General features: G+C 61.1%; 11 protein-coding genes. All 11 read right to left on the reverse strand.

Annotation, left to right across the window (positions count from 1 at the left end; translation table 11 throughout):
* Positions 1-258 precede the first annotated feature (258 nt).
* Positions 259-2,487 (reverse strand): polyribonucleotide nucleotidyltransferase, encoded by a 2,229-nt coding sequence (locus MHJ63_RS04560; RefSeq protein WP_239446283.1) that lies wholly within the window; start codon positions 2,485-2,487, stop codon positions 259-261.
* A gap of 290 nt (positions 2,488-2,777) precedes the next feature.
* Positions 2,778-3,047, reverse strand: a complete 270-nt coding sequence (gene rpsO / locus MHJ63_RS04565) for a 30S ribosomal protein S15 (protein ID WP_035756943.1) — start codon at positions 3,045-3,047, stop codon at positions 2,778-2,780.
* Between the two features lie 196 nt (positions 3,048-3,243).
* Positions 3,244-4,035 carry a class I SAM-dependent methyltransferase gene (locus MHJ63_RS04570; protein ID WP_239446284.1) on the reverse strand — a complete coding sequence of 264 codons (792 nt, stop codon included), beginning with the start codon at positions 4,033-4,035 and terminating at the stop codon, positions 3,244-3,246.
* A gap of 13 nt (positions 4,036-4,048) precedes the next feature.
* A complete protein-coding gene (locus MHJ63_RS04575; RefSeq protein ID WP_052048567.1) occupies positions 4,049-5,044 on the reverse strand; it encodes a bifunctional riboflavin kinase/FAD synthetase in 996 nt (331 codons plus the stop codon).
* A gap of 148 nt (positions 5,045-5,192) precedes the next feature.
* Entirely contained in the window at positions 5,193-5,708 is a 516-nt protein-coding gene (locus MHJ63_RS04580; protein ID WP_239446285.1) for a hypothetical protein, read from the reverse strand.
* A 31-nt stretch (positions 5,709-5,739) separates the two neighbouring features.
* Positions 5,740-6,114, reverse strand: coding sequence for a hypothetical protein (locus MHJ63_RS04585; RefSeq protein WP_035757076.1), 375 nt, complete (start codon positions 6,112-6,114; stop codon positions 5,740-5,742).
* A gap of 93 nt (positions 6,115-6,207) precedes the next feature.
* Positions 6,208-7,116, reverse strand: coding sequence for a tRNA pseudouridine(55) synthase TruB (gene truB / locus MHJ63_RS04590; RefSeq protein WP_239446286.1), 909 nt, complete (start codon positions 7,114-7,116; stop codon positions 6,208-6,210).
* Between the two features lie 7 nt (positions 7,117-7,123).
* Complete coding sequence (gene rbfA / locus MHJ63_RS04595; protein ID WP_035756935.1) at positions 7,124-7,552, reverse strand: 30S ribosome-binding factor RbfA; 429 nt, start codon at positions 7,550-7,552, stop codon at positions 7,124-7,126.
* A 218-nt stretch (positions 7,553-7,770) separates the two neighbouring features.
* Positions 7,771-10,689, reverse strand: a complete 2,919-nt coding sequence (gene infB / locus MHJ63_RS04600) for a translation initiation factor IF-2 (RefSeq protein WP_338110374.1) — start codon at positions 10,687-10,689, stop codon at positions 7,771-7,773.
* A 198-nt stretch (positions 10,690-10,887) separates the two neighbouring features.
* Complete coding sequence (locus MHJ63_RS10100) at positions 10,888-11,208, reverse strand: YlxR family protein (protein WP_083285540.1); 321 nt, start codon at positions 11,206-11,208, stop codon at positions 10,888-10,890.
* A 55-nt stretch (positions 11,209-11,263) separates the two neighbouring features.
* Positions 11,264-12,244 (reverse strand): transcription termination factor NusA, encoded by a 981-nt coding sequence (nusA, locus tag MHJ63_RS04605; RefSeq protein WP_035756929.1) that lies wholly within the window; start codon positions 12,242-12,244, stop codon positions 11,264-11,266.
* Position 12,245 lies beyond the last annotated feature (1 nt).

Consider the following 12,245-nt stretch of genomic DNA (forward strand, 5'->3'; position numbering starts at 1 on the left):
CCCTCCAGAATCCAATACAACTGCGCCGATGGTTAGTAATGCTTAGTTAAGAGCGTTTGGTTAACAATGCTAACCATCGTGATCCACGCCTCACTCGCAACCCAAACCAATGACGATGCATGACGTGGGCACCAGACGCACAGACCCTTACAGCACAAGACCCCCTTACAGCAAAAGGCCCCGGAACCGTTGACTGGTTCCGGGGCCCGCGTATCAGCGAATCAGCTCAAGCGATCACGCCACGCGTGCGCTGACGCCTTACTCGGCGTCCTTCTCAGCTGCTTCCTCGTCAACGACTGGGGCGAGCGAGAGCTTGCCGCGGTCGTCAACCTTGGTGATCTCAACCTGGAGCTTCTGGCCCACGCCCACAACGTCTTCGACGTCGTTGACGCGCTGGCCGCCGTTGAGCTTACGCAACTCGGAGATGTGCAGCAGGCCATCCTTGCCTGGCGTGAGCGAAATGAACGCGCCGAAGGAGGTCAGCTTCACCACGGTACCGAGGTAACGCTCGCCAACCTCAGGGATCTGCGGGTTAGCCATCGCGTTGATCGTTGCGCGTGCAGCTTCAGCCGCAGCGCCGTCAGTGGCGCCGATCAGGACCGTGCCGTCATCTTCGATCGAGATTTCAGCGCCGGTGTCTTCCTGAATCTGGTTGATCATCTTGCCCTTAGGACCAATGACCTCACCGATCTTGTCCACTGGGATCTTCACCGAGATGATGCGTGGAGCGTATGGGGACATCTCGTCTGGGGCGTCGATCGCAGAATCCATGACGTCCAGGATGTGAACGCGGGCCTCGTGAGCCTGCTTGAGTGCGGCAGCGAGCACGGAGGCTGGGATGCCGTCGAGCTTGGTGTCCAGCTGGATCGCGGTAATGAAATCGCGGGTACCGGCCACCTTGAAGTCCATGTCACCCATCGCGTCTTCAGCACCGAGGATGTCAGTCAGGGCCGCGTAACGGGTCTCGCCGTCCACCGTGTCGGTGACCAGGCCCATCGCGATACCTGCAACAGGGGCCTTGAGCGGAACACCAGCGTTGTACATCGACAAAGTCGATGCGCAGACTGACCCCATCGAGGTCGAACCGTTGGAGCCCAACGCCTCAGAAACCTGGCGGATCGCGTATGGGAATTCATCACGCGATGGCAGAACCGGAACCAGGGCGCGTTCCGCGAGGGCGCCGTGGCCGATCTCGCGGCGCTTCGGCGAGCCGACACGGCCCGTCTCGCCCGTGGAGAACGGCGGGAAGTTGTAGTGGTGCATGTAGCGCTTCGCCTTCTCTGGGGCGAGCGAATCGATCTGCTGCTCCATCTTGAGCATGTTCAGGGTCGTAACACCCATGATCTGGGTTTCGCCGCGCTCGAAGATCGCGGAACCGTGAACGCGCGGCAGAACCTCGACCTCGGCCAGCAGCTGGCGGATGTCAGTCAAACCACGGCCGTCGATGCGGACCTGGTCCTTCAAGATGCGCTGACGCACGATGTGCTTGGTGAGTGCACCGTATGCCTTGGAGACCTCGGATTCGCGTTCCTCGAACTCCTTGCCCTCACCGGCCAGAGCCTCAAGGACCTCTTCCTTCAGCGCATCGTCAGCGTCCTGGCGCTCCTGCTTATCAGCGATCTGGTAGACCTCTGCAAGCTTCTGCGCAGCGATCTTCTCGACTGCCTCGTAGGCGTCGTCTTCGAAGTCGAGGAAGATCGGGAACTCACGGGCAGGCTTAGCCGCGCGCGATGCGAGGTCAGCCTGCGCCTCAACGAGTGCACGGATGAATGGCTTGGCGGCTTCGAGGCCTTCAGCTACAACGGTCTCGGTCGGTGCCGTGACCCCGCGATCGTGGATGAGTTCCCACGCGTGATCGGTAGCGCCAGCCTCGACCATCATGATCGCAACATCATCGCCAGCAACGCGGCCTGCAACAACCATGTTGAACACGGCGTCATCAAGCTGGGTCTTGGTTGGGAACGCAACCCACTGTGGGCCTTCGCTGTCTTCGATAAGCGCGATGCGCACGCCACCGATCGGGCCGGAGAACGGCAGACCCGAAAGCTGAGTCGACATCGAGGAAGCGTTGATAGCGACCACATCGTAGTAATCATCCGGGTTGATCGAGGTCACCATGACCACGATCTGAACCTCGTTACGCAGGCCCTTGACGAAGGACGGGCGCAGCGGGCGGTCCATCAGACGGCACGCGAGGATCGCCTCAGTCGATGGACGGCCTTCACGACGGAAGAACGAGCCCGGGATCTTACCCGCGGCGTACATGCGCTCTTCAACGTCGACGGTGAGCGGGAAGAAATCGAAGCCCTCACGCGGATGCTTACCGGCGGTGGTTGCCGAGAGCATCGAGGTGTCATCATCGAGGAACACCATCGCCGAACCAGCAGCCTGCTTGGCTACGTGGCCGGTCTCGAAACGGATGGTGCGCTTACCAAAACGGCCGTTATCAATCACGGCCTCTGAATATTGAATGTCAGTAGCTTCCACTACAGTTTTCTCCTCAAAATGCACGTCAACAACGAAACGCGTTTTCGCGGTTGGTGCTCGATCGAGGCCATCGGTACTGCAATCTGGCCGCCCTCTTGAGGACGAACATCCGGCCGCCCTGTTGAGGACGTGTTCCGGACATACTGCACCGCGGGCCACTACCGAGGACCACACGCGATTCTCTAGTTAGCGTGAACGTCGGTGACGCTGTATTGGATTAGATATTGATGTTTGAACTTCTGATGCGTTAACGCCCCGGAAAGGTCTTCCGGGGCGTTAAACGTGAGACATTAGCGGCGCAAACCGAGGCGCTCGATCAGCGAACGGTAACGCTCAATGTCTACAGACTTGAGGTAGCCGAGCATGCGGCGGCGGCGACCGACCAGGGCCATGAGGCCACGACGGGTGTGGTGGTCGTGCTTGTGATGCTTCAGGTGCTCAGTCAGGTCAGAGATACGACGGGACATGACAGCGATCTGAACCTCAGGGGAACCAGTGTCGCCCTCGTGGATCGCGTATTCCTTGATGATCTCTTGCTTTACGGCCTGGTCAAGAGCCATGTATTTACTCCTTGAGAGTGTGCCGCGTACAGTGAACCCGCACGGGATCGCCCTCAACTGATATCGCTGGGCCATCGTCGCCGGGGGTGGTAGCCACCGCGGACTGCAGCTAACACCAGTTATGAGTCTATCAAGCCGATCCAAAGCCCGCGATGAGCCTCAGAACACAGCGGCGGCGGGCCGCTTCACGCGAGTCTCACGTGCGTGTGTTGCGTACCGCGAGCGTCCTGTACGGAAGCTCGATGCACTCCCCCGGCTCAAATCCCAGATGCTCGTGCAAGTACCAGCGCAGGTTATCTTCAACCCGTTGCCGGGTCTTCTGATTCGCCCGCAACCAATAGGCTCGCGTGCGGGTCAGCTCAAACACCTGCTCAACACTGAGCCGCTGCACCCAACGGTCTTCGCGGACCGCCTCGATACGCCACAGCGGCCCCGCCCGCGCGGCAGCTTGAGCATCCCGATGCACATCTCCGGCATGCATGATCCGCGCTAAACGGTGCACCCACGGAACCTGCACATCCAGCTGATTCCACACAAGCCCCAGCACCGGGTCACTCGCTGCCTGGGTGATGCGCGCGGCCTCGGCGCCAGCCTCGATCGGATCAACCCAATGCCACGCTTGCGCGGCAACCACCGCATCGACCGTTTCCTCCAGCCCGGTGGACTCCCCCGTGCCGATCAACGTGTGTTCAACCCCAGGAACCTGTTTCCGCAGCACCTCAAGCATCGATACGGAAGGTTCAACCGCTATCACCCGATGCCCCGATGCAACCAGGTCGCGCGTGAACAAGCCCGTCCCCGCGCCGACCTCGACCACGCGACGGATAGCGCTACCACCCAGCAACCACGGCACGCACCACCGCGGATAGGTGGGCCGAACCGCATCGTAGTCGGCACCCGAACCAGCCCACGCAGAACCGATCAACGCACGCTTCGCGCCAGCCAGATTCGGCCCGCGCTGCGGAAGATTCGGGACTTGCCCCGTCAAACCTGAACCGTTCTCAACCAGCGGCTACTTTGACCACGTCAGGGCGGGCTTTGGCATCAGCGCGCAGAATCTCACGAGCACGGTCAACGTCCATGTGCATCTGCTCGATGAGCGCCTCAGGGCCGCGGTAGGTGATGGTTGGCCGTAAGTGGTCCACAAACTCGAGCACCACATCCTGCTCATACAAGTTAAAGTCCTCGACCTGCTCGCCCTCGGGACGGTCCATCACAAACGCCTCAGCGACACGCACCACGCCATCGAACGTCGGGTTCGTACCAATCGAGATCGCAGACGGCCACCACACCCCGGCCTGATCGATCAACCAGCCCGCATACACGCCGTCAGCCGGCATCAGACCGGTCGCGTCATCGGCCAGATTCGCGGTAGGGAAACCGAGCTCGCGGCCGCGCGCGAAACCGTGCGCCACCGTCCCGAACATGCGGTGATTACGGCCCAAAACCTCCGCCGCGGATTTCACATCCCCCACCTGCAGCGCTTCACGCACCCACGTCGAGGACCAGCGCCGTTGCAGCCCCACATCAGCCAGCGTGACAACCTCGAAACCGAACTTCTCACCCAGCGTGCGCAAACACTCGATGTCACCAGCGTTGTCCAGGCCGAACCGCACGTCCTCACCCACCACCACGGCACGGGCATGCAACACATCCACCACGTAGTTCTTCACGAACTCTTCAGGGGTCTGTTGCGCGAACTCCCACGTGTAGTTCAGGCGCAGAACCGCGTCAACCCCGGCCTCAGCACAGTGGATGTCCTTGATCTCATCAGCCATGATCGGGACCGGCGCAAACGCCGGCCGGTGCACCGTGGCAGGATGCGGGCTAAACGTCATCACAACACCGGCACACGGCGGCTCGCTCGCGGCAGCGAGCTCAACAACCCGTTCCAGCAAGGCCATGTGCCCGCGGTGAACGCCATCGAAATTACCGATCGTCACCACCGAACACGTCAGCGACTCCGGAACCTCAGAAGGATCCGTCCAAATATGCACAAAGACTCCTCGTGTGCTGAAGATCGATTCTCACGTCACCGCGGTGTGCGCTTGTCACCTCACGATGCGGTGGCCGGGCCGGATAAGCACCCGTCCGTGACACCCCGCGCTATTCTCTCACGAACGCCACGACCGCTGCGCTCTACGCTCACGCCGCGACCTTGTGGGGCCGGTGAACCCACAGCCACCAGAAACCGATGATGGGCAGAACGAACGGAACATAACCGTAGCCTTGACCAAAATGGCTCCACACGCTCGCCTTCGGGAACAATTCAGGCGAGATATACGACAAGATCGAGACCGCAACCACACCAACGAACTCAACAATCACCGCCGCGAACGCCGCACGCCAGGCTGTGACACCCGGTAGAGCGAGTGCGACCGTAGCCACGATGTAGATCACAGCCGCGAGCGCCGAGAGCGAGAACGCGACCGGCGCGAGCGAGAAATCAGTCGCAATCTGATACACAGAACGCGCAAGAGCCGACAACGCAAACACGCCATACACCGCAACCAGGATCCGGCCAAGGCCCTTATTTTTCGTCTGCACTGGGCTATCTGGCTGCACTGCGTTATCTGACTGCGGTGCGTTATCTGGTTGCGGTGCGTTATCTGGCTGCGGTGCGTTATCTGGCTGTGCCGTATCCTTCACGTGATTATCCATTCCACTCATCAATCCCTAGCCCACCGAATCCCTAGCCGGCAAAGAATCCTTGACCGTGCCACACCTGCTGCATACGAACCAGCATGACCAGCACAGTGAAGCCTGCCGCGGCCATCACGGTGTTGGACCAGCGGGACTTATCCCCGATCGCCCACCATGCCGCCAAAGGAACCAGCAACAAAGCGGTCGCGAGGTATCCCCAGAACTCCCATCCAGCGCCTAGAAGCGGGGCAGAGCCGGCATGCCGCACCGCGGCCTGAATCCCGTACACCACCAGATACAGCTCAACCAACGCGAGGCTCAGAATCGAAGAGTCCGCCGGGAAGGTGCGGATCACCGTCATCGCGATACCAACGATCATCGAGATCACGCACACCACAACGCCCGCGATCGCGAAGCCATCCATCAACACGACTACAGAATCTCCTCGAACAACAACCTAGAAAGCCAACAACTGAGAAACCAGCAAGCTAGAAAACCACCGAAGGCGGGTCTGTGCCTAGCGCGGCGCGAAAACCAAGGCGGGTTTGGCCATCGAATGCGTGCCTTGAGCCTTGTTCTCGATCAAAGCGATCAAGTCACCGGCCGGGTCGATCGCCGCGGTCACCCCCGCCGACTCCGACGGCGTGATGCGCCGGCCGTGCCCGAGCTCAATCGCTTCCTGATCGCTCACGTGCCGGACCGGGAACAGCGCGCGGGCAGCATTCGCGAGCGACAACACACTGAACTGCTGTCCCAGCTGCTCCAACGTGCGGGCCTGGCTCAAATTGAAGCCACCCACACGCGTGCGCCGCAACGCGGTCAGATGGCCGCCCACACCTAAAGCCTCGCCCAAGTCGCGCGCTAAGGCGCGCACGTATGTGCCAGAAGAGCAATCGACCACAACGTCAACGTCCATCGTCGTGCCGTCATCGGCGCGGCGAACATCCAAAACATCGAAACGGTTCACCGTGACGGCCCGGGCCTGCAACTGCACGTTCTCCCCGTCACGGACCCGCTGATAAGCGCGTTTACCGTCCACCTTGATCGCCGAAACAGCCGAGGGCACCTGCTGAATCTCCCCCGTCAACCCGGCCACCGCATCGTCAAGCTGGGGGCGAGTCACCGCCGCAACATAACGACGCTCAAGGATCTCCCCTTCGGCGTCCTCAGTCGTGGTGGTTTCCCCCAAACGAATCGTAGCCACATAGGTCTTCGATTCGCCCACGATATAGGTCAGAAGCCGGGTAGCTCGACCCACACCGGCAACCAGCACACCGGTCGCCATCGGATCCAACGTGCCCGCATGCCCCACTTTCCGGGTACCAGCGAGCCGCCGCAAGCGACCCACCACATCGTGGCTGGTCATCCCAGCGGGCTTATCAACAACAACCAGGCCCGGGGTCGGTTCAGTCTGCGCTTGAGACATACAGCGCTTAAGCCTCGTCTTCCGGTGCCTTATACGGCTCAGCATCCCCAGCGTATTCTGCGCCCTCGGCAAGCTCAGCTACCGCAGCGTCCTTTTCACGGGCGGCACGCAACAGCTCCTCAACGTGGGAGGCGTTCATCGGGACCTCATCCGGAACGAACTCCAAGGTTGGGGTCAAGCGAGTTGTTAGCTGCGAGCCCAGCTCCTTACGCAAACGGCCACGGTTGGCTTCGAACAGCTCAGCAATCTGAGCCTTCTGCTCATCGTCACCCAAAACCGTGTAGTAGACGGTCGCATTCTGAAGATCATTCGTCACGCGCGCATCCGTGACCGTCACAGACTCCATCGCATCATCACGAACCACCTTCGTGAGAGCCTGCGCCATAACCACCTTGATGCGCTGGGCCAACTTAGCTGCACGCGGCGAACCAGTCATGATGTGCTCCTTCCCTGCGCACCACCAACAGTTGCGTGCGCTACCAACAATATTCTCTGCCTCCATCCTATCGGTGCGTAGCCCCTGCCTTGACACCAGCCGGTCTCGCCAACGCGAAAGCCCGCGGCGGGCAAGAGCACATGTGCTCTCAACCCGCCGCGGGCTTTGTGTTTATAACGCTAGCTACTGGTCAGCAGACTAGGCTCGTGGTCAGCAGACTAGGCGCGTGGCTTCTCTTGAAGCTCCCACGTCTCGATGATGTCGCCTTCCTTGATGTCGTTGAAGCCACCCAGGCCGATACCACATTCGTAGCCCTCACGGACCTCGGTGGCATCATCCTTGAAGCGACGCAACGACTCGATCGTGAGCTTGTCATTGACGACCTTGCCGTCACGGACCAAACGAGCGTTCGCGTTACGGCGGATCAGGCCGCTACGGACAATCGAACCGGCGATGTTACCGAACTTCGAGGAACGGAACACTTCGCGGATCTCCGCCGAGCCAAGCTCAACTTCCTCGTATTCAGGCTTGAGCATGCCCTTGAGCGCGTTCTCGATGTCCTCGATCGCCTGGTAGATGACTGAGTAGAAACGCATGTCAACGCCTTCTTCATCCGCGTACTCAGAGACACGCTCTGCAGGGCGGACGTTGAAGCCGATGATAATCGCGTTATCGACCGTTGCCAGGTTGACATCGTTCTGCGTGATAGCACCCACGCCACGGTGGATCACACGCAACTGAACCTCATCGCCCACATCGATCTTGAGCAGCGAATCCTCAAGCGCTTCAACAGCACCGGATACGTCACCCTTGAGGATGAGGTTGAGGGTATCGATCTTGCCCTCAGCGACAGCGTCATCGAAGTTCTCAAGCGTAATGCGCTTACGGCGCTTAGCGAGCATCGCGTTACGGTCCGCTGCCTCGCGGCGCTCTGCGATCTGGCGGGCCGTACGCTCATCCGGAGTCACTATGAACGTGTCACCAGCGCGCGGAACGTTCGAAAGACCCAAGACCTGCACCGCACGCGAAGGCAACGCGACATCGAGCGCTTCACCGTTCTCATCGAACATCGCACGGACGCGACCGTGCGCCTTACCGGCAACGATCGTGTCGCCGACCGCGAGCGTACCCGACTGAACCAAAACGGTCGTGACCGCACCGCGGCCCTTATCCAGGTTCGCTTCGATCGCGATACCGCGAGCGTCCTTATCCGGGTTAGCACGTAGCTCGAGCGCTGCGTCCGCGGTCAGAAGGATCGCATCCAAGAGGTCATGGATACCGATGTCCTGCTTAGCGGAGATCGGCACGAACATCGTGTCGCCACCGTAGTCCTCAGGGACCAGACCGTACTCAGCGAGCTGGCCCTTGACCTTCTCAGGGTTGGCTTCCGGCTTATCGATCTTGTTCACCGCAACCACGATCGGCACGTCTGCCGCCTGAGCGTGGTTGAGCGCTTCAACCGTCTGCGGCATGACGCCGTCGTCAGCTGCAACAACCAGCACAGCGATGTCAGTGACCTTGGCACCGCGGGCACGCATCGCCGTGAAGGCTTCGTGACCAGGGGTGTCAATGAAAGTCAAGAGGCGTTCCTCTTCACCGTTGTCACCTTCGTGCATCGTAGAGATCTGGTATGCACCGATGTGCTGGGTGATGCCGCCGGCTTCACCCTCGATTACGTTGGAGCGGCGGATCGCATCCAGCGTGCGGGTCTTACCGTGGTCAACGTGACCCATGATGGTCACCACAGGTGGACGAGGCTCGAGCATGTCCTCGGTCTCGGCCTCGGCTTCTGCCTCGAGGTCGATGTGGAAGGACTCGAACAATTCGCGCTCTTCGTCCTCCGGGGACACGACCTGGACCTTATAGCCCAGCTCTTCACCGAGGATCTCAAACGTCGATTCATCCAGCGACTGGTTAGCCGTAGCCATTTCACCGAGGTGGAACAGCACCGTCACAAGTGCGGCTGGATCTGCCTTGATGCGTTCAGCGAAGTCAGCCAAGGTCGCACCGCGACGCAACCGAACTACCGTGTTGCCATCGCCGCGTGGAACAACCACGCCGCCGATGACTGGTGCGCCCTGTTGCTCCATCTCCTGGCGCTTGGCGCGCTTGGACTTGCGGTTGCGACCACGGCGTGGACCGCCGCGACCGAATGCGCCTGCCGCGTTACCGCGACCGCCGCCGCGGCCACCACGGAAACCGCCTCCGCCACCGGAACGTCCGCCACCGCCTGGCCGACCGCCACCACCTGAACGGCCACCACCTGGACGCGGCTGATTGACGTTGAGGTCGAGCTTCTTAGGCATCATGTTCGGGTTAGGGCGGGGGCCGCCTGAACCCGAGGCCGCACCGCGTGGTGGGCGTGGCGCGCCTGGACGTGGGCCGCCCGAACCTGCAGAACCCTGACGTTGCCCGCCGCGGCCGCCGCCTTCGCCGCGCATGCCCTGCTGGTTTGAGAACGGGTTGTTGCCTGGACGTGGGGCACCACCACGGCCTCCACCCGGCCGTGGGCCTGGGCGTGCGCCACCGCGAGGTGGGCGTGGGCCAGCATCGTTGCCGCGACCCTGTGAGGATGGGGTGCTGAACGGGTTGTTACCTGGGCGTGGGCCTGGCTTTGGACCGGGCTTCGGCGCAGCAGCGCGCGGGGTCGCCTGAGGCGTTGCCGGAGCCTTCTTAGCCGGGCCTGGCTTAGCCGCTGGCGCCGGCTTAGCGTCAGGCTTCTCATCGGCTTTAGGGGCCTGCTTCGGGCCGGGCTTAGGACCCGGTTTAGGTCCAGGCTTAGGGCCCGGTTTCGGCGCTGGCTTCTCCGCCGATGCCGCCTTCTTTGCGGTAGCTGGCTTAGCTTCCGGCTGAGGGGCATCATCAGCTGGCTTAGCGGCAGCCGCTGGAGCTGGATCGGAGGTTCGGGTTCCCGCACCCTGAACCTGCGCAGTCTTCACCTTCGGTTGATCCGCCTGAGCGGAATCGCCGCCTGCTGCGTTCGGGAATGCTTCCCGCAAACGCTTGACGACCGGCGGCTCGATCGTGGAGGAAGCTGAGCGGACGAACTCGCCCATCTCCTCAAGTTTTGCCATGGCTTCCTTTGACGGAATGCCGAGCTCTTTAGCGAGCTCATGTACGCGGACCTTCTTGGCCACAGTTCTCCTTCTCTGGTCCGCGTATCCTTTTGAACGCTCACGCGCATCAAGTAAAAGCGTTGCACGTGACGCGTAAGACCACGGACCCTAGATTTCGTGGTGTGCGCCCCGCTAAGCGGAACGCACGCTGATTTCCGAGCCTGAGGTTGTTCATCTCTGGCCCATCACCGTTGCGTGTTCATCGGGTTGCCACTCTTCTTAACCCGCTTTCTGATCGGTCATGGTTGAACCCTGGACACCGGTTATGCCCAGGTTGATGACGGCAAGCAACTCATCTTCATCAACGACACTGCGAGCCCTGAAGGCCCTGTTCGCTGCGTTCCGATTCACTGCCCGCCGTACACACTCGGGGTTACGGTGCACCCAAGCACCGCGCCCCGTTTTACGGCGTTGCGGATCCGGAACCACTCGCGCACTTCCGGGGTTTCGCACTAGCCGCAAAAGAACGGCTTGGTCATCGGTGAGCCTGCACCCTATACAGGTCCGGATGGGGCGACGTGAAGAACCTTTGTTCACCACGGACTCCCATCCTCCGCCCCGTATTTGGGCGCAACAGACTGAACTTCTGACCTGTCTAGTCTACCGCGCTCTGACGCGCTGGCGAGACAACGTCGATTCTCCAGCCCGTGAGCTTGGCCGCAAGACGAGCGTTTTGCCCCTCCTTGCCGATCGCAAGTGAGAGCTGATCGTCCGGGACAACAGCGCGGACGTGGTGGAGGTCTTCGCTCAAAACTTCAACCGAGAGCACCTTGGCTGGCGAAAGCGCGTGAGCTACAAACTGTGCAGGGTCTGGATCCCACGTGATGATGTCGATCTTCTCGTCGTTGAGCTCGGTCATCACCGCGCGCACACGAGAACCCATCTCGCCGATGCAGGCTCCCTTAGCGTTGAGGCCCTCAACGCGCGCACGCACCGCAAGCTTGGTGCGGTGGCCCGCTTCACGTGCGATCGAAACGATCTCGACCGTCTTGTCCTGGATCTCCGGGACCTCAAGTTCAAACAGTTTATGCACCAGCTGCGGGTGGGTGCGTGAAACCGTGATCGAGGGGCCTTTAGGGCCGCGGTGCACATCGGTGACATACACGCGCAGACGACGCCCGTGGCTGTAATCCTCGCCCGGTACCTGCTCCGGTGGCGGCAGGACCGCTTCAAGGGTTCCAAGATCAACCTGGACCATGCGTGGATCACGGCCCTGCTGGATCACTCCGGAGAGGATCTCGCCTTGCTTATCGCGGAAGGTGCCTAGGACGGCTTCGTCTTCAGCATCGCGCAGGCGCTGGAAGATCACTTGCCGCGCCGTCGCTGCTGCTACCCGGCCGAAGTCCGCAGGCGTGTCATCGAACTCACCGATCCGCTGGTTGTTCTCATCAACCTCAGGCGCCCAAATGGTGGCGACACCGGTTTTACGGTCCAATTCCGCACGCGCGCCGCGGATAGCGCCCGGCTCCTTGTCATAAGCGAGGACAAGCGCATGCTCGATCGCGTTGATCAGCCGATCCAGCGGAATATCGCGGTCCTTTTCAAGCTGACGCAACGCCGTCATATCAATATGCATT

The sequence above is a fragment of the Pseudoglutamicibacter albus genome, assembly GCF_022346425.1.
Classification (GTDB): domain Bacteria; phylum Actinomycetota; class Actinomycetes; order Actinomycetales; family Micrococcaceae; genus Pseudoglutamicibacter; species Pseudoglutamicibacter albus.